The 18,538-nt window shown below is 52.2% G+C and carries 14 protein-coding genes; 10 read left to right on the forward strand and 4 right to left on the reverse strand.

The window, feature by feature from the left end:
* Positions 1-86: 86 nt before the first annotated feature.
* The 6 genes from H6G21_RS20080 (at position 87) to purF (ending at position 11,921) form a co-directional block, all read left to right on the forward strand.
* Entirely contained in the window at positions 87-2,666 is a 2,580-nt protein-coding gene (locus H6G21_RS20080; RefSeq protein WP_190575205.1) for a CHAT domain-containing protein, read from the forward strand.
* 84 nt (positions 2,667-2,750) lie between these two features.
* Positions 2,751-3,662, forward strand: coding sequence for a DUF928 domain-containing protein (locus H6G21_RS20085; RefSeq protein ID WP_190575207.1), 912 nt, complete (start codon positions 2,751-2,753; stop codon positions 3,660-3,662).
* A 102-nt stretch (positions 3,663-3,764) separates the two neighbouring features.
* Positions 3,765-6,194, forward strand: coding sequence for a CHASE2 domain-containing protein (locus tag H6G21_RS25815; protein WP_190575209.1), 2,430 nt, complete (start codon positions 3,765-3,767; stop codon positions 6,192-6,194).
* 112 nt (positions 6,195-6,306) lie between these two features.
* Positions 6,307-7,608, forward strand: a complete 1,302-nt coding sequence (locus tag H6G21_RS20095; RefSeq protein ID WP_190575211.1) for a response regulator — start codon at positions 6,307-6,309, stop codon at positions 7,606-7,608.
* A gap of 254 nt (positions 7,609-7,862) precedes the next feature.
* Positions 7,863-10,226: a phosphoribosylformylglycinamidine synthase subunit PurL gene (purL, locus tag H6G21_RS20100; protein ID WP_190575213.1), complete on the forward strand. Its 2,364-nt coding sequence runs from the start codon at positions 7,863-7,865 to the stop codon at positions 10,224-10,226.
* 210 nt (positions 10,227-10,436) lie between these two features.
* On the forward strand, positions 10,437-11,921 hold the full coding sequence (gene purF, locus H6G21_RS20105) for an amidophosphoribosyltransferase (RefSeq protein WP_190575215.1): 1,485 nt from the start codon (positions 10,437-10,439) through the stop codon (positions 11,919-11,921).
* A gap of 113 nt (positions 11,922-12,034) precedes the next feature.
* Here the strand turns inward: purF and H6G21_RS20110 are convergent, their stop codons facing one another.
* Positions 12,035-12,565, reverse strand: a complete 531-nt coding sequence (locus H6G21_RS20110; protein ID WP_190575217.1) for a phycobiliprotein lyase — start codon at positions 12,563-12,565, stop codon at positions 12,035-12,037.
* 157 nt (positions 12,566-12,722) lie between these two features.
* Here H6G21_RS20110 and H6G21_RS20115 point away from each other — a divergent pair, with 157 nt between their 5' ends.
* Positions 12,723-12,986, forward strand: a complete 264-nt coding sequence (locus H6G21_RS20115) for a hypothetical protein (protein WP_190575219.1) — start codon at positions 12,723-12,725, stop codon at positions 12,984-12,986.
* Between the two features lie 35 nt (positions 12,987-13,021).
* On the forward strand, positions 13,022-15,061 hold the full coding sequence (locus tag H6G21_RS20120; protein ID WP_190575229.1) for an SUMF1/EgtB/PvdO family nonheme iron enzyme: 2,040 nt from the start codon (positions 13,022-13,024) through the stop codon (positions 15,059-15,061).
* Positions 15,062-15,325: 264 nt separating this feature from the next.
* On the opposite strand, the gene H6G21_RS20125 is transcribed toward H6G21_RS20120, so the two are convergent.
* Positions 15,326-15,544 (reverse strand): hypothetical protein, encoded by a 219-nt coding sequence (locus tag H6G21_RS20125; RefSeq protein WP_190575231.1) that lies wholly within the window; start codon positions 15,542-15,544, stop codon positions 15,326-15,328.
* A gap of 469 nt (positions 15,545-16,013) precedes the next feature.
* Positions 16,014-16,718, reverse strand: coding sequence for a zinc metallopeptidase (locus H6G21_RS20130; protein ID WP_190575233.1), 705 nt, complete (start codon positions 16,716-16,718; stop codon positions 16,014-16,016).
* A gap of 122 nt (positions 16,719-16,840) precedes the next feature.
* Here H6G21_RS20130 and yqeK point away from each other — a divergent pair, with 122 nt between their 5' ends.
* Together yqeK and rsfS are read left to right on the forward strand one after the other, a co-directional pair.
* Positions 16,841-17,536 (forward strand): bis(5'-nucleosyl)-tetraphosphatase (symmetrical) YqeK, encoded by a 696-nt coding sequence (gene yqeK, locus H6G21_RS20135; protein WP_242041957.1) that lies wholly within the window; start codon positions 16,841-16,843, stop codon positions 17,534-17,536.
* A gap of 199 nt (positions 17,537-17,735) precedes the next feature.
* Positions 17,736-18,149, forward strand: a complete 414-nt coding sequence (rsfS, locus tag H6G21_RS20140; protein ID WP_190575244.1) for a ribosome silencing factor — start codon at positions 17,736-17,738, stop codon at positions 18,147-18,149.
* Positions 18,150-18,236: 87 nt separating this feature from the next.
* On the opposite strand, the gene H6G21_RS20145 is transcribed toward rsfS, so the two are convergent.
* Positions 18,237-18,538: Rpn family recombination-promoting nuclease/putative transposase (locus tag H6G21_RS20145; protein ID WP_190575246.1), on the reverse strand; the 302-nt coding region annotated here is incomplete at its 5' end.

Below are 18,538 nucleotides of genomic sequence, written 5' to 3' on the forward strand. Positions count from 1 at the left end.
TATGGCTACAACCGGTTTTGGCTCAAATCACTAATCCCAGCAACACGCATCAAGGTGCCAATCAGATCCCTGATTCTGTTGTACAAATGCGATCCCCCCATGAAACCTTTGCGGTGGGGACTACGTTGCCAACGTCGTTGCCAACGACTCCACTGTCCCTAGAGACTGCACTCCCATCCGCCCCATCCTCCAGTAGCCACCGCGCCCCACAGCCTCAACAACTCGCTCATGGTTTGGCTAAGCTGACGGAAGGTCGCCAGTTCTATCGGGCAGGCCGTTTTGGAGATGCGATCGCTGCGTGGCAAACGGCGACCCAAATCTATCAAAGCCTAGAAGATATATCGAATGAAGCGCTCAGTTTAAGCTATCTCGCGTTGGCACAACAAGCACTGAATCGATGGGATGCCGCACAACAGGCGATCGATCGCAGTGTCCACCTATTGAAGACGACCGATGGCAAGGTGGATGCAAGGCTGTGGGCCCAGGTATTGAATACCAAAGCGCAGCTATTGCTCAATACTAATCAAGCAGAGACTGCCCTGGAACTTTGGCAACAAGCTCAGAAATACTATGAAACGGCTAAGGACCCGATCGGTCAACTGGGAACACAAATCAACCAATCGCAAGCGCTACAGCAGTTGGGGTTTTATCGACGGGCGAAGCAACAGTTAGATGCTTTAATGCAAACCGTAGCTACGACGCCTAACGATCAAGTCAAAATGGTTGGCTTCCAGTCCGCAGGCAACGCTTGGTACAGTGCGGGATACTATCGAGATGCAAAAAATAGCTTTACCTTAGCGTTGGATTTAGCCCGCCAACATGGAGATGAGGCGGCTCAAAGTACCATTCTCTTGAACTTGGGGCAGTTAGCTGTTCAAATGGACGAACCCAATCGCGCCCTAGAGAATTTGGAAGCGGCAGAGAAATCGGCCCAAACCCCGTTACAAAAAGTCCAAGCCCAAGTGAAGCAGCTACGCTTGATGATCGAGTACGATCGCAAAGATTTAGCGATTCAACTTGCCCCCAAGCTTTTAGAAGCCCACCGTAGCTTGCCCCCAAGCCATGCGGCGCTCTATAGTGCCATTAATTTTGTGGCATCCCTCAATCGCTTAACTCAACCGATTCCTGGCTTACCCATTCAGAAATTGCAGGAATTTATGGTAGAGACTATCCAAGTGGCCCATCAGCTAGGAGATACCCAGGCCGAAGCCTATGCCTTGAATGAGTTGGCCCGTTTATATGCTCAGCATCGGCAATGGCAAAATGCTACTAAGGTTGCTCAACAGTCTTTGACCTTGGCCCGCCAACTGAATTCACCTAGCTTGATTTCCCAAGCCGCTTGGCAACTAGGACTGCTGCACCAGAAACAAGGGCATCGGGCAGACGCCATTCAGTTTTATGAAGAGGCGGTTCGGGCGTTGCAGTCTATGCGGGGAGATCTGGTGGCGATGAACCCCGACATCCAATTCTCCCTGCGTGAAAGTGTAGAGCCGGTTTATCGCCAATTGATTGAGTTATTAATGGAGGGTCAGCCGAGTCAGGAATCATTGAAACGATCGCGGGAACTGATTGAAGCACTGAAGGTTGCTGAACTGGATAACTTTTTCCGAGAAGCCTGTCTGGACTCAGTTCAGCAAATTGACCAGATTGACCCTCGGGCGACGGTGATTTATCCCATGATTTTGCCCGATCGCTTAGTCCTGCTTCTCTCTCAATCAGGGCAGCCCCTGCGTTATTACACGACCTCAATCCCGCAAACAGAGGTTCACAAAACCATTGCTGATGCTTTGGCTGCCCTGAATCCAGTCACTGGGAAGCAAGCTCGTATGCAAGCGCTCCAAGCGCTTTATGATTTGCTGATTCGTCCTGCGGAAGCTGATCAAGCATTTAAAAATACAGATACGTTAGTCTTTGTTTTAGACGGCAAGCTTCAGAATATTCCCATGGCTGCTCTCTATGATGGCAAGCAGTATTTGATTGAGAAATATGCCGTTGCCCTCTCCCCTGGAATGAAGTTATTGCCTAGCAAACCCTTGTCTACCCGTCAACTGCAAGCGGTGGTTGCAGGCATTAGTCAATCGCGCAATGGCTTTCTACCTTTGCCCGCTGTGGAGCAAGAAGTTGCCTCGATCGCAACGGTCATGGGTGCATCTCCCTTGGTCAATCAAAACTTTACCCGTCAAGCCCTGGAAGAGCATGTGCAAGATCCAGAAAAATCAGTCAATTTGGTTCACCTTGCGACCCATGGTCAATTTAGCTCACGATTAGATGAAACTTTCTTGTTAACTTGGGATGGCCCCTTAAATATCAAAGAGTTATCAGAGTTACTCAAGTCTCGTGAAGGATCCGCAGATCAAGCGATTAATCTGCTTGTGCTCAGTGCCTGCGAAACGGCAGCTGGCGACGATCGCTCGGTTTTGGGGTTAGCGGGCTTGGCCGTTAAATCAGGAGCTCGTTCTACCGTGGCCAGTCTATGGCCAGTTAAAGATAAGGTTGCATCTCGCCTGATGGCAAAGTTTTACCAAAAACTCCGACCAACCTCCAATACCCCCTCCATGACAAAGGCAGAGGCTCTACGCCAAGCCCAGCTAGATCTGATTCATAACACAGACTTCAAGCACCCTTTTTTCTGGTCTTCTTTTGTCATTGTAGGCCATTGGCAATAGGGATCCTGTTGTGAGGGTTGTCCCCAGTTTCGGCTTTGATTGAGTTTTGTATCACCCAGATTCATTCCACCCATGAATTTACCGATGAATACCTACAAATCCTCGAAAAAACAGCTGCTGTTAGGGCAGCGAGTTCTAGCTGTGTTGGGAACGATCGGGGTTATGATCCCAACCCTGGAAATATCTCCGGTTTCCGCCCAATCTTCTATTTTCATACCTCCGGCTCAAAAAACGGTTCCTGCGGCTTCCTTGGGAAAATCCTCGCGAGGTAGTTTGTTTAAGCCGAGGAAGGGCCAAGGGGTTGTGAACGAAGCAACAGGGGGAGGCAGTCGTAGTTTAAGCCTCTTTGTTCCCCCCGCTGCTCGTCCTATCGCTTCAGACAACGTTGGAGGAAATAGTCGCGGGCTGTTTCGCCCCAAACGAGGTCGGGGAGTTGTGCGAGAATCCACGGCTGGGGGCTCCCGTAATGCGGACGCGATACTCGCACTGCTCCCACAAACCTTTTCAGGACTCACGATCTCTGCTCGCCCGACGTTCTGGATCTATCTCCCTGCCTCCTCAGCCAAAACGGCAATCTTTAGCCTGCAAGATGAACAGGGCCAGCAGGAATATCAAATGACCCTATCCATTGAAGGGAAATCTGGAGTGATTCCCATCACACTGCCTGCAGGGAGTCCCGAATTGCAGGTGGGTAAAAACTATCAATGGGTGTTGGCCGTTGCCATGAATGACGAGCTGACCCCCAAGGCCCCCTATGTGGATGGCTGGATTCAACGGGTTCCCACTCCCCCCGAAATGACAACTGCCTTAACGAAAACCCAAGGTGTACAACGGGCAGAGATTTTTGGTCGTAACGGCATCTGGTATGACTGTTTAGATGAACTGGCTCAACTGCGGCGTGACCAACCTTCTAATCAACTGGCTCAGCAAGAATGGCAAAATTTGTTAGCCGCAGTTGATTTACTCCCGATCGCAACGGTTCCCCTAGGCCAGTAGGATATTGTTCTAAGTGGTCTTCCAATCAAAATCGGCATTGAGATTTCTATCTCCTCCGTGATTGCATGAGTTTCCTATGCAGCCTGGGTCAATTTTCCCCAAATGATGTGGCATCGACTTCAAACACTGGTTAAACGAAATTGGGGAATCGTAGCTATTGCCCCCAGCATTGCGCTAGCCGTAATTCTCGGGCAGGAAGTTGGAGCCTTTAATTTGGCAGAGTGGCGTTTACGGGATGAGTTTACGCAGTTACGATCCCATTGGCGATCGCCGCAAGCGCAGAAGGTAGCCCAGCAAATTGTCATCGTCACAATTGATGAATCGGACATTCAGTGGGTGCGAGATTGGCCGATTCCAGATGATGTGTTGGCAAAGTTACTCCTGCGAATTCGGGCGCAACAACCCCGGGTGATTGGCCTGGATCTCTATCGAGATTTACCCCGAGGTCAGGGCTACGCCACTCTCCAACAAGTCTTTAAGTCCACGCCTAATTTACTTGGGATTGAAAAAATTGCGGGAACTGGCAGTCGCGTCGCTCCCCCACCCGCCTTAAAACAACAAGATCGAGTGGGCTTAGCGGACTTGATTTTGGATGGGGATCGCCATGTGCGGCGGGCATTGCTTACCGCTGAAGATGAGATGGAAGGAGGGCGACTGAAACCAGGACTCGCAGCTCAGATGGTGACGCAATATCTGGCTGTGGACAACATTCAGTTAGACGAAATCGATGCGGATGCGCAGATTTATCGACTTGGAAAAACCATCTATCGCCCCATCGCATCGGGGGTGGGATATCGTGAAACAAACGGATACCAAATTTTACTGAATTGGTATGGTGCAGAAGATGCCTTTCGGAAGGTGTCTATGCGAGAGGTCTTAACGGGACAAGTTCCCCTAGAGTTCATGCGCGATCGCATGGTGTTTATCGGTTCCACCGCCCCCAGTACCAATGACTTCTTTGCGACGCCCTTCAGTGCCTCTTGGTTTACCTCACGGAAACCGACTCCTGGCGTGATCGTCCATGCCAATATTGCCCATCAACTGATGTTTGGGGCACTCCATGGGAATGCTTACCTCCAAGGCTTAGAAACCTACGAAACGTATTGTTGGATCATTGCATGGACTTGCCTTGGTCTATTTGAGAGTCTTTGGTGCGGTCGCTCCTCTCGCCCCCGATCGAGTGGTCGAATTTTTGGGGTTGCCCTGGGGACCAGTGGCCTGCTCGTGATGATTGCCTATGGCAGTTTTCTCTTCGGTTTCGTTTTGCCTGTCATGCCAGCTCTGGTTGCCTTCATGATGGCCGCGATCGTAACGACTAATGTTGATCAGCAACGTAAATTGACGATCGCGAACCTTCAACTTGCCAGTAGTAATCAGCGACTGGAAGTTGCGAATCAACAGCTATCCCAATATTCCCAAGATTTAGAAAAACAAGTCGCTGCCCGAACCACAGAATTGCAACTGGCAAAGGATCAAGCTGAGCGGGCCAACCAAGCTAAAAGTGAATTCTTGGCGAATATGAGCCATGAACTGAGAACTCCCTTGAATGGCATTTTGGGATACGTCCAAATTATGCAGCGGATCGAATCTATGACGCCGCAGGGACAACAGGGATTGCGGGTGATTCACCAATGTGGTCAGCATCTGCTGATGTTAATTAATGATGTGCTGGATCTATCCAAAATTGAGGCTCGGAAGCTCGTTTTGCAACCCCAACCCACTCAGCTAGATCAATTTTTGGAAACGGTAGTGGATATTTTTCGCCTACGAGCCGTGGAGAAAGGTATTGAGTTTATCTACCAACCTGATTCAAACCTTTACTACACCGTCGAAGTGGATGAAAAACGGCTGCGCCAAGTCCTGATCAATCTGATTGGGAACGCGATCAAATTTACCGATCGGGGAGAGGTGTGTCTACAAGTGAAATCCAACCCGCTTGTGGCTAGAGCGGAAGGTAACCCCTCCACCGTCTGGCAACGACTGCGCTTTGTGGTTACAGATACGGGCATTGGAATTGCGCCTGAACAACTGGAACAAATTTTTCTCCCCTTTGAACAGGTCGGAGATCCCCGACGACAGGCAGAAGGAACGGGGTTAGGATTGACGATTAGTCGGCAAATTGTAGGATTAATGGGATCCCAACTTGAAGTTCAGAGTACCCTCGGGCAAGGGAGTCGTTTTGCATTTACTGTAGATGTCCCTGCGATCGGCGCGTCTAAATCTTGCCCCGATTCCTATCAACAACAAAATTTCTGCCTGCCTCAGAGCGCTGCAGATGAGTCCAATCGGCAAGCCGCGATCGCAGGTCTGCCGAAATCCTTTTTGCAGAAAATTAATGACTTGCTGCAAGAAGGGGATCTGGATCAGGTCATTGCAGCAGCTCAACAGCTGAGCCAGCAAGACTCTCAATATAAGCCTTGTGTGCAACAAATTATTGCATTGGCTGAAGGATTTCAGATCAAAACCCTGAAAATCATGGTACAACGGTCCCTCCCGCCCAATGAAGAAATGACGAACCCTCTTTGTTCCTAGGAGTTATTGACGTTACCCTTAAATGTAGAGCAAGAAAAAATAGCGTAAGAATTTATCAATTCCGGGTAGTCCGTTGAAGCGACGACTGTATCAATCCTTTGAATGCCAAACTATGTTCCCAGAAGACAACGACTTCATTTTAATTGTTGATGACAGTCCTACCAATTTAGCAGTTCTCTCGCAAGCGCTCAAAGCGAGTGGGCTTAAAGTGCGGGCTGCGGAAGATGGTGAAAGTGCTATTGCATTGAGCCGCAAAAAGGTGCCAGCCTTAATCTTGCTGGATATCCAAATGCCAGGAATTGATGGATTTGAAACCTGCCGTCGTCTGAAAGCAATGCCGGAAACACAGCAGGTTCCTGTGATTTTCATGACTGCACTCTCAGACATTGAGAGCAAAGTGAAAGGCTTGTCCGTGGGGGCTGTGGACTACATTACCAAGCCCTTTGATGAAGTGGAAGTGATTGCGCGGGTCGATGTCCATTTGAAACTGCATCATCTCAATCAAGCACTAGAGCAAAAAAATCAAGAATTACAGGAGTTGAATCAAACCCTAGATCAACGGGTTTATCAGCGCACCGAAGCATTACGGCAGGCCCAAACCAAGCTGGTTCAGCAAGAGAAACTATCCGCATTAGGTGAGTTGGTTTCGGGCATTGCCCATGAGATGAACAATCCGATCGGTTGCATTATCAACAACATTGATCCCACGGAAAATTACATTTTCAATCTGACGCGAGCGATTCAACTTTACCGAGAAATCACGCCTAATCTCTCCCCTGAAGAGGCCGATGCTCTGGCACAGCTCGATTTAGAGTTTATCCTAGAAGACTTTCCAAAAATCCTGCAAACAATTCGGTTGAGCAGTCATCGAATTTATGACATCTCCGTGGCGTTGCGTAATTTTGCCCGGTTAGATATTGAAAGCAAACAGCCGATTAATCTCCATGAAAGCTTGGATGGCACGCTGTTAATTCTGGGTCATCGTCTCAAAGCAGTGGCGCAAAAACCCAGGATTCAAGTTATCCGGGATTACGGTGAGCTCCCCTTCATTGATTGCTATCCTGGTCAACTCAACCAAGTTTTTATGAACTTAATTGCCAACGCGATCGATGCGTTGGATGACGCGATCGAGCAGGGCAAATTGAGTGACCCCGAAATTCAGGTACAGACTGCGGTGCAGGAAGAGCAGGTGATGATCCGAATTGCAGACAATGGCATGGGTATTCCTCAAGAGATTCAAAACAAAATGTTTGAACCCATGTTTACCACCAAGCCTGCTGGCAAAGGAACCGGGCTGGGCCTCTCCATTTCGCGTCAGATTATTGAAGAACGACATCATGGTTCCTTGACGATCAATCCTGAGCGAACCCACGGTGCAGAATTTGTCATTATGCTGCCCATTCAAGACGCATGACTTGTTCAAGACGCATGACTTGTTCAAGACGCATGACTTTGATGCTGGGTTGATTGGGATTGAAGTGGTTGATTGGGATTGAAGGTTGAGTGGATTGGAGTTGAAGTTGTCATAGTTGCCCTCGCCATTCATCACGAACAGATTCAGGGAATCGAATCGCTTCAGACGGATACTTAAGGAGTTCGGCTTGATCCTCAATAGCTGACCCGCTATTCCCTATAATATTTCCCTGTTCAGATCGAGCGAGCGACCCCATGACTGCCCTTGAAACTGCACCGTTTTCCCCCGAAGAAATTGCCTCCGAAGGCATCAAACCCGACGAATACGAAGAAATTGTCCGACGGCTCGATCGCCATCCCAACAAAGCTGAACTAGGGATGTTTGGCGTCATGTGGTCGGAGCACTGCTGTTACAAGAATTCCCGGCCTCTGCTGAGCCAGTTTCCCACCACGGGGCCTCGGGTTCTTGTTGGGCCGGGGGAAAACGCCGGAGTCGTTGATCTCGGGGAAGGGCTACGGCTCGCCTTTAAAGTGGAATCCCACAATCACCCGTCGGCAGTGGAACCCTTCCAAGGGGCGGCCACCGGAGTAGGTGGAATTCTGCGGGACATTTTCACCATGGGAGCCCGCCCGATCGCCATTCTCAATTCCCTACGCTTCGGTGATCTGGCGGATGCGAAAACGAAGCGGCTGTTCCAGGGGGTCGTTGCGGGTATTTCCCACTATGGCAACTGTGTTGGCGTACCCACGGTGGGCGGCGAGGTGTACTTTGATCCGGCTTACTCCGGCAATCCGCTGGTCAATGCCATGGCCCTAGGCTTGATGGAAACCCCAGAAATTGTCAAATCCGGAGCCAAGGGCATTGGCAACCCGGTGCTCTACGTCGGTTCCACGACGGGACGGGACGGCATGGGCGGGGCTAGCTTTGCCAGTGCGGAACTCTCCGATGAATCCCTGGACGATCGGCCAGCGGTGCAAGTGGGGGATCCCTTTTTGGAAAAATCCCTGATCGAAGCTTGCCTAGAAGCCTTCAAAACCGGAGCCGTGGTCGCTGCCCAGGACATGGGAGCCGCTGGATTGACCTGTTCCACCGCTGAAATGGCCGCTAAGGGGGGCGTCGGCATTGAGCTAGATCTGGACAAAATTCCCGCGCGGGAAACGGGGATGGTGCCCTACGAATATCTGCTCTCGGAATCCCAGGAACGGATGCTGTTTGTCGCCGCCAAAGGTCGGGAACAGGAACTCATCGACATTTTCCACAAGTGGGAATTGCAAGCCGTTGTGGCGGGTCAGGTGATTGAAGATCCGATCGTGCGGATTTTGTTTAAAGGCGAAGTGGCGGCCTTGGTTCCGGCGACGGCCTTGTCGGACAACACCCCGATCTACCGCCGGGAATTGATGGCGGAAGCCCCGGCCTATGCCCAAACGGCTTGGGCGTGGAATGAGTCCCAGTTGCCTGCCTGCGATACCCAAGGATTGAACGGTCTGACCTGGAACCAAATCACGCTGCAACTGCTGGACACCCCCACGATCGCCTCCAAGCGCTGGGTCTATCGCCAGTACGATCACCAAGTACAGAACAACACGGTGATTTTCCCCGGTGGTGCGGATGCGGCAGTGGTGCGGGTACGGCCCCAGGCCACGGAGACGGAAGCGATTTTGTTGGATCAGCCCGCCCCCACCCGAGGCGTTGCAGCCACCACGGATTGCAACCCCCGTTACGTCTACCTCAACCCCTACGAAGGCGCGAAGGCGGCTGTGGCTGAAGCGGCACGGAACCTGTCCTGTGTCGGAGCTGAGCCCTTAGCTGTGACGGATAACCTCAACTTTGGCAGCCCCGAAAAACAGATCGGTTATTGGCAGTTGGCTAACGCTTGCAAAGGCTTAGCGGAAGCTTGTCAGGAATTTGCCACGCCCGTCACCGGCGGTAACGTTTCCCTGTACAACGAAACCCTCGATTCCGACGGTAATCCCCAACCGATTTACCCCACCCCCGTCGTCGGCATGGTGGGCTTGGTGGAAGACCTAAGCAAGATTGCAGGTCAAAGCTTCCAGGCAGCGGGCGATCGCATTTACCTGCTGGGGTTTGGCACGGATGCAGCCAGTCCTGCGGTGACGTTGGGTGGATCGGAATATCTGGCGGCGATTCATCAAACCGTGGCTGGCCAACCGCCCGTGATTGACTTCGCCTTGGAACGGCAGGTGCAGGCCGCTTGCCGATCGGGGATTCAGCAGGGATGGATCAAATCGGCCCATGATGCGGCGGAAGGCGGATTGGCGATCGCCCTGGCAGAGTCCTGCATTGGCGGGAATCTGGGGGCGGCGATCCAATGCACCACCACCCAGCGCATCGATCACCTGCTCTTTGCGGAAGGGGGCGCGAGAATTATCGTATCGGTGGCTCCCGAACACCAGACGACCTTTGAAACGTTTCTGCAAGAACAGTTGGGTGATCATTGGCAAGCGATCGGGCAAGTCACAGAAATCGGATCAGCCCTGACGATTACCGTGGCCGATACCGTGGCCGATACCGTGGCCGAGCAAGTTGTGATCCAGTTGACCGTGGCGGAAATGACCGAAACCTGGGCCAATGCGATCGATCGACGGATGACAGAATAGACAAATTCCATCGACTTCTATCGACAATTCGGACGTTCAGGATGGGGACTGGGTAGAGATTGGAGATTTCATCCATCCGGTACCATGCCGAATCTCTGCCCATATGCGATTATTAAGGAACCCTTAACGTTTGGATAATCGCAATTCCGCTAACGTTGCTGACCCAGTGTTTCTAACCGCTCTACTCTGGACATCCATAGGTGATCGATTATGATGCCAACCGAAGACTTATTTGACCATTCCGATGACCCGCTTCACGATCGCCCGGACAAGCCGGAGGAAGCCTGTGGGGTCTTTGGGGTCTATGCACCCCAAGAGGCCGTTGCAAAGTTTGCTTATTTTGGGTTATTCGCGCTCCAGCACCGAGGTCAGGAGTCCGCAGGGATTGCGACCTTTGAAGGGGAGACGGTGCATCTCCATAAGGACATGGGCCTGGTGACCCAGGTGTTTAATGAATCGATTATTGCGGAGTTGCCGGGGGATTTGGCCGTGGGGCACACCCGCTATTCCACGACGGGTTCCAGCCGGGTGGTCAATGCCCAGCCAGCGGTGGTCAAAACACGTCTCGGCCCGGTGGCCTTGGCCCACAATGGCAACCTGGTGAATACGGCGGACTTGCAAGCGGAATTGTTAGACCGCGACCATGATTTGCAAACGACCACTGACTCGGAAATGATTGCGGTGGCGATCGGAGAGGCGGTGAATGACGGGCAGGAGTGGCAGGATGCGATTATCACGGCCTGTAAGCGATCGACGGGGGCGTTTAGCCTAGTGATCGGGACACCGGGGGCACTGTATGGCACGCGCGATCCCAATGGGGTGCGTCCGTTGGTGATTGGCACCCTGCCCCGCGAAGGCTACAGCACGCCGGCGCGCTATGTGTTGGCTTCGGAAACCTGTGCGTTGGACATCATTGGTGCAACCTACATCCGGGATGTGGAACCGGGGGAATTGGTCTGCATTACGGCAGCGGGACTGACTTCGCTCCGCTGGTCGGAGAGCCACCGCAAGCTGTGCATTTTTGAAATGATCTACTTTGCGCGGCCTGACAGTACGGTGCATGAGGAGAGCTTGTATAGCTACCGGATGCGCATTGGGCGGCAGTTGGCAAAGGAATCTACGGTGGATGCGGATATCGTGATTGCGGTGCCGGATTCTGGGGTGCCTGCGGCGATCGGCTTTTCCCAGGCGTCGGGGATTCCCTATGCGGAAGGGTTGATTAAGAATCGCTATGTGGGCCGGACGTTTATTCAGCCGACTCAGTCGATGCGGGAGTCGGGGATTCGCATGAAGCTCAACCCGTTGAAGGATGTGCTGCTAGGTAAGCGGGTGATCATTGTGGATGATTCGATCGTGCGGGGGACGACGAGCCGCAAGATTGTTAAGGCGTTGCGGGATGCGGGTGCGACGGAAGTGCATATGCGGATTTCTTCGCCGCCGGTGACCCATCCTTGTTTCTACGGCATCGATACCGATAGTCAGGATCACTTGATTGCGGCAACGAAGTCCGTTGAGGAAATTGCTGAGCAAATCGGCGTCGATTCGCTAGCGTATTTATCGCTAGAGGGAATGCTGGAGACAACGCTACAGGATACAACAAATTTCTGTTCAGCTTGCTTTACGGGTAAGTATCCGATCGAAGTTCCAGAAATGCTGAAGCGATCGAAGCTGATGTTGGAAGAGGCAACGGTTTAGATACAACCAGCGATTCAAAACGAGTCATTGAAAAGAGCGTAGTTCGGCTATGGAAATTACACTGAGTTCCAACCGAGTTACGCTCTTTTTGTGATTGTCGGGGGATTTCCGGGTTATTTGGCGGGGGCGCTAATCAGCCGGACTTCGGAGCAGAAGGTGACGCTGTTGCTGCCGTCGGGGCGATGGATTTTGCTGTGGCGCAGGCGAACATTGTCGCTTTCGTACCAGATGCGTTCGACGGTGAGCAGTCCTTCCTGTTCGGTGGTGATGGTGATTTCGTTGTTTTCACCAAAGGCAAATTCGCTGGCGGGGGCGGGGACGCCAAAGTTACCGATCGCGCGGAGGAGTTTGCCTTGCCGTTGATCGTCGGGGTGGGCGATCGCGGCCATGACGAGGGAGCCTTTTTGGTTGCTGGTTTCGCCTTCTACGAAGCCGTCCCACTGGACTCGGGCGGCGCAGGTAATTTGGCTGGGGTTGACCCCTTGTTTTTCGCAGAGTTGGGCGATCGCGGCATCGCTGGGTTCCAGGAGTTGCATTTCGAGGGTGGATTTGCCGCTTTGTTGCTGAGTAACGTCTACGTGGTGGTTACTTTTGATGGAAGACCAGCGGCCAGCGGATTTTTGAAAAAACTCCTGGATATCCATGAATGATTGAAGTCCTTTTGCTATGGGTTGCAGTTATGGGTCTTTGCAATCTCCTATTTTACGAGACGGAGGCCGCCGATCGACGCTTCGTTGGGATCCTGGTTTGAAGAGAGCATATACAATTGGAGGCAAATTAGAGACCAATTGGGTAGGTGGAATGATGGATGTGGATGTGTTGATTCGGGTGGATGATCCGACGGTGGATGGGGAGGAGTTGCAGCAGATTGTGCGGGTGGTGGCGGCGGAACTGGAGGAGCAAGGCGCGATCGGGGCACTGGCGGGGACGGAGGCGGAGTTTGAGTATGAGTATGAGGGGGTGAAGTTTAAGTTTAAGGGACGGAATGAGCAGGATCGGGAGGCAGCGATGCAGGATTTTGAGCGGTTTGTGGCGACGATCGCGGCGGCAAAGCGGAAGGACTAAGCGAAAGGGCTAAGCGGAAAGACTAAGCGGAAGGAATGATGGGAAATCGGCTGGAAAATCGGTATGCCCTGGTGCTGGGGGTGGGTGAGTATGGGCCGGGGCTGACTCCGCTGCCGGGAAGTGTGCGGGATGCGGAGGAGATGGCGCGGGTCTTGGCGGATGCCGATCGTGGATCGTTCCAGGTGGATCTGCGGTGTAATGTCGATCGCGGGGAGATGGAGGGGGCGATCGAGCGGTTTTTTGTTGGGCGGCAGGCGGAGGATGTGCTGTTGCTGTATTTCTCGGGGCATGGGGATTTGGGGAATAGCCTGAGTCAGCAGCAGTTGCATCTCTGTGGGCGGGGGACGACGAAGGAAGGTAAGCGGCTGATTGAGTCCAGTGCGATGTCGGCGGATTTTTTGCGGCGGCAGATGGGGATGTGCCGATCGCAGCAGATTGTGGTGATTTTGGATTGTTGCTATAGCGGGGCGATCGCGGATTTGTTGCGGAAGGGTGAGGGGGATGTGGATTTTGGGCCGTTGGCGGCTCCGGGGCGGGTGATTTTGGCGTCGTCGAATTCGGCGCAGGTGTCCTATCAGGCGGTGGATGGGTTGTCGTTGTATACCCATTATTTGCTGGAGGGGATGGCGGGGGCGGCGCAGCGGCTGGGGCAGCCGTGGATTTTGGCGCAGGATTTGCACCAGTATGCGGAGCGGCGGTTTGAGATTGAGCAGAAGGGGGCGACGCAGCCGAAGATTATTGTGGCGAAGGATGAGGGCTACAATGTGCCGATCGTGAAGGCTCCTAAGACCGATCCGAAGGTGGTGTATCGGCAGGCGGTGGATGGGCTGTTGCAGGAGCTCGATCGGGAGTTGGGCTGGCGGTTTGCAGGGGAGATTGATGATCCGCTCGATCGGGGGACGTTGGAAACGTTGCGGCTGCGGGAAGGGCTAACGGAGGAGGAGACACGCTCGATTGAGGCAGAGGCCAAAATTCCGTATCAAGCGGGTGAAAAGTGGCGAGAATATGCAAAGTATTTTAAGTTAGCAATCAAGAATGGGCTTGTCCCAAACGATCGAGCCCGACGGCGGTTGAATGAAATTCAGCAAAATTTGGGGTTGAGCAAGGAAGACGTGGCGGTTATTGAACAATCAATCACCGGTGCATGGAATTTGCCACCTGCGTCTATTCAGCGATCGCCTGAACCGGCTATCCGTGGGACATTTAGGTTTGAAACAGTTACGCTCACAGTGGAACCGGGAAGATTTTTGGGACTGGGAACCAAATTAGTTTCGACGAAGAAAGCAGGAAGCGCAGAATACTTCATTGAAGATCTGGGGAATGGTATAGCGCTGGAGATGGTAGCCATTCCTGCTGGATCGTTTCTAATGGGGGCAGCTGAAGGAGAAGAAGGTGCATCAGATCAGGAATTGCCGCAACATCAGGTGATAGTACCTGCATTTTGGATGGGAAAGTTTGTGGTGACGCAGGCCCAGTGGAAGGTGGTTGCCCAGTGGCCCAAGGTACAGCGAAATTTAAAGGCTGACCCATCTCAGTTTACGGGTAAGGATTTACCTGTTGAGCAAGTTTCTTGGTTCGAGGCAGTAGAGTTTTGCGATCGATTATCACGGAAAACAGGTAAGACCTATCGCTTACCTAGCGAAGCCGAATGGGAATATGCCTGCCGTGCGGGAACCACAACGCCGTTCTATTGTGGTGAGACGATTACGACGGATTTAGCCAATTACGATGGCGATTCAACCTACGGAAAAGGGCAGAAAGGCCAGTATCGAGGAAAGACAACGCGAGTCGGGAGTTTTCCGCCCAATGGGTTTGGTCTGTACGATATGCATGGCAATGTTTGCGAATGGTGTTTAGATCATGGGCATGATAAATATGAGGGTGCTCCGATCGATGGCTCGGCTTGGTTGATTCCAGGGGCTAATGAGGATGAAAAGCGAATACTTCGTGGCGGTCCGTGGTTCATCGATTCTAGGTATTGTCGCTCTGCCACTCGCAACAACTATATTGCGGATGCGTGCTACGATTTCGTCGGTTTTCGTGTTGTCTGTTCAGCTCCAAGGACTCTTTCGTAGCCCTTTGCTGTTCTGCTCTCTTGCCCTTTACCCTTTGTAATTTTCCCTGTTGCAGAGAATATTTTTTGCCATTCAAGATATTGTTTTTAGTGGTATTGAACTTAATGTCGATCGCGTGTTTTCGATCCCCCTAAATCCCCCTACCCTGCGGGAAGCAAAGCTACAAAAGGGGGACTTTGTAGTATTGAATTTAACGTCGATCGCGCTATCTCCAAAAACCGGGATTTTCTGAAAATCCCGGTTTTTAGGTTTTGAGATCGCCCCTTACTCCACTGCCCGATCGCGTTCCATCTTGCTCACGTATTTCCACTCCGAACCCGGCACCGGAACCGGCGGACTCCAGCGTACCCGATCGCTAAATCGCAGCACATACAACTGATTAATCGTAGACTGCACCTCCTCGCGAGTGCCCACAAGGTAGAACTGCAACGGCTTCCGATCGTCCTCGATCGCGCGATCGAGACCGCCAAAATTAATTACCATAGGGATTTCTCCTGATTGTAGAGACGGGAAGAAATCCCAAAAATTAAAGCCACCCTTTTGCGCAGGACAAGTAGGGTGGCCCGATCGAATGTTAAAATCCGTGTCAGACCGCCTAGCTGCCGTAATCAGCTTGGGGTTTAGCTACCCTTTGTTGTTGACTGCAACGCTGGGTAGCGCCTTAATTTTTGGGCTCATAGCTGCATTCAATCGGGACTTGATGCACACAGTTGCACTCAGCTATGAAAAACAAGCCTAGGGGCAAAGCGAGACGCTGTCAACTATTTTGCAATTGTTTGCAATCCTGTGATATTTGGTAACGTGGCATTTGGCACCCGTTAGAAACCACGATCAGCCAAAAAATTAGGGTTGAATTCCCCCGTTCAGCAGAGAAACCCAACCCACACTTCAAATTACTGCGCGATCGACCGACAACTAACCCGCGATCGACCCGCGATCGGCTCAACCTAGCCTAATCGCGCCGCGCCCCCATAATGATCAGAATGTACTGCAAGAGCTGCAAAAAGGCATACAACGCCGTCGCCACATAGGTAAACGCCGCCGCATTCAGAACCTTACGCGCCCCTTGATTTTCCTCCCCTTGCAGAATACCAAACTCATTAATCAGCCGGAGTGCCCGCGCCGAAGCATCAAACTCCACCGGCAGCGTCACCAAATGGAACACCAACACCGACGCAAACAGAACAATCCCGATATAAATCGCCAGCATACCCAGGCCAAAACCCTTGAGCGCCCCCAGCATCAAGCCACCCATAATCAGCATAGGCCCCAAATTAGACCCAAAATTCACCACAGGCACCAAAGCCGCCCGCAGATTCATCGCCTGGTAGCCCTCCACATCCTGGAGCACATGACCACACTCGTGAGCCGCAACAGCCGCAGCAGCCAGCGATCGTGACCCATACACCACTTCTGACAGACGCACAGCCTTAGCACTCGGGTCATAATGATCACTCAGCACCCCGTCTACCGGCTCAACAGAAACGTGGTTCACGCCCATACGCTTCAAAATCGTCTCAGCCACCTCGGCACCCGTCATCCCCAGCGTCGATTGCACTTGGGAATACTTTTCATAGGTACCTTGAACGCGCTGTTGTGCCCACCAGACAAGGATCATGCCTGGAATGAGAATGAGCATTGATGGATGGAAAAACATAATCGTGCGACAATCGCTTGTAAGTAGAGGATTCTTTTTGCTCCCATGCTAGCACTTCCCTTCAGGCCGGGAGCAGTAGGCTAAAATAGGGAAAACCACCCATCTTTACGGGAGAAAGCCCATTGCATCCACCGTCTCAGTACGTACCTTTCCAGTCGGTTTTGCGAGAAAACGTTTTAGATTGGCTGAAAGCCCATGTTCCTGAGCCTCGAATTCGACACATCCTGCGGGTTGAACAGATGGCGATCGCCCTCGCGCAGACCCATCAACTCTGCACCGAAACAGCCGCCCAAGCCGCATTAATGCACGACCTCGCCAAATTCTTCCCCCCCGATCGCCTCCTCAAAATGGCCCAGGATGAAGGCATTCCCCTAAACGAGGTAGACGAAGCCGATCCCCACCTCCTCCACGCCGACATCGGTGCGATCGTTGCCCGAGACGAGTTCGGCGTCACCGACGAAGAAATTCTAGCCGCCATTCGCAATCACACCCTGGGCCAACCCGGCATGTCAGCGCTCTCCTGCGTCGTCTTCCTGGCCGACACCTTGGAACCGGGACGGGGCAACACCGACGCCTTGAACGACCTCCGCCAAATCAGTTCCCGCAACCTAGCCGAGGCCGTGTGGCATACATCTGACTACACGTTGAAATATCTCATGGAGTCCAAACGCCTGATTCATCCCCGCACCGTGGCAACCCGCAATTGGTTTTTCCAGCAGAGCCAAAGCCCGCGATCGTCCCGCCCTACCCCCAGCCCTCAGGCCGATGTCCCGCATTGGGCTATGCCAACCGTTACCATGTTCCAGTCGTTACAATAGGTCTACTCAGTCTGCACTCTGTACTCAGTCTGCACTCTGAATCTACTACAACGCCTAGTGACCCATGCCACCCCAACACCACCGACGCCAACTTCCATGAAACCCCCAGGATTGCGATTAAAATAATAGCTTCCTGATTCATTATCTGATAGACTCTCTGCTTCGCTGTCGTTTATCCATCTACACCATTAACTACCGCATGTCTGAAACCATTAACCTTTCCGTTCCACAAAACAATTCCCCAATGGATTCTGCTGATCCGATCGATCAATTGGCCCTCCTCGCCGCAGAAGCTGCCGACGATCGCAAAGCAGGAGACATTGTGTTGATCAAAGTTGGAGAGGTCTCCCCGATCACGGAATATTTTGTGATGGCGACGGGTTATTCCAAGGTGCAAGTACGGGCCATCGCCAACGCGATCGAGGACAAGATTAAAGAAACCCTCGATCGTAAACCGCTGCGCAACGAGGGACTGAGTGAAGGGCTGTGGGCTTGTTTAGACTATGGCGATGTGGTGGTGCATGTGCAAATGCCGAGCGAACGGGAATACTACGGCCTAGAAGCCTTTTGGGGCCATGCAGAACGGATTCCCTTTGTGCCCAAAGCCGCCTAAATTTAACGCTGCTGCTTAGTTGACCGCAGCCTGGTCTATAAAAACCGGGATTTTCTGAAAATCCCGGTTTTTGAGAGCGATAGGGAACTAGGAAGGCTCCGTTGAGGACTGGGCTTGGAGGGTTTGGATTTGCTCGATCGACAATCCCGTAATCTCAGCAATTTCCTCTACTGGGAAATTACGTCGCAACAGATTTAGTGCAACATCCATCTTGCCTTTTTCTATCCCTCTTTCTATCCCTCTTTCTATCCCTTCCTCGATACCTTCTTCTTTGGCTTCCTGATAGACACGGGTTTGCTCTAGGCTGATTCCTAACATGGCGTTGACCTCCTGTCGCGATAGGCTGGTAAACCGATAGGTCACGATCGAACTGACTAAGTCTATTATGC

This window comes from Alkalinema sp. FACHB-956, from assembly GCF_014697025.1.
Taxonomy (GTDB): Bacteria; Cyanobacteriota; Cyanobacteriia; order Leptolyngbyales; family Leptolyngbyaceae; genus Alkalinema.

Excerpts from the sequence above, each read along its gene's own strand:
- H6G21_RS20110 (WP_190575217.1), bottom strand. The coding sequence starts at position 12,565 with ATGGATATCCAGGAGTTTTTTCAAAAATCCGCTGGCCGCTGGTCTTCC.
- H6G21_RS20095 (WP_190575211.1), top strand. The coding sequence starts at position 6,307 with ATGTTCCCAGAAGACAACGACTTCATTTTAATTGTTGATGACAGTCCT.
- purF (WP_190575215.1), top strand. The coding sequence starts at position 10,437 with ATGATGCCAACCGAAGACTTATTTGACCATTCCGATGACCCGCTTCAC.
- rsfS (WP_190575244.1), top strand. The coding sequence starts at position 17,736 with ATGTCTGAAACCATTAACCTTTCCGTTCCACAAAACAATTCCCCAATG.
- H6G21_RS20130 (WP_190575233.1), bottom strand. The coding sequence starts at position 16,718 with ATGTTTTTCCATCCATCAATGCTCATTCTCATTCCAGGCATGATCCTT.
- H6G21_RS20125 (WP_190575231.1), bottom strand. The coding sequence starts at position 15,544 with ATGGTAATTAATTTTGGCGGTCTCGATCGCGCGATCGAGGACGATCGG.
- H6G21_RS20085 (WP_190575207.1), top strand. The coding sequence starts at position 2,751 with ATGAATACCTACAAATCCTCGAAAAAACAGCTGCTGTTAGGGCAGCGA.
- purL (WP_190575213.1), top strand. The coding sequence starts at position 7,863 with ATGACTGCCCTTGAAACTGCACCGTTTTCCCCCGAAGAAATTGCCTCC.
- H6G21_RS20115 (WP_190575219.1), top strand. The coding sequence starts at position 12,723 with ATGATGGATGTGGATGTGTTGATTCGGGTGGATGATCCGACGGTGGAT.
- H6G21_RS25815 (WP_190575209.1), top strand. The coding sequence starts at position 3,765 with ATGATGTGGCATCGACTTCAAACACTGGTTAAACGAAATTGGGGAATC.
- H6G21_RS20080 (WP_190575205.1), top strand. The coding sequence starts at position 87 with ATGCGATCCCCCCATGAAACCTTTGCGGTGGGGACTACGTTGCCAACG.
- H6G21_RS20120 (WP_190575229.1), top strand. The coding sequence starts at position 13,022 with ATGATGGGAAATCGGCTGGAAAATCGGTATGCCCTGGTGCTGGGGGTG.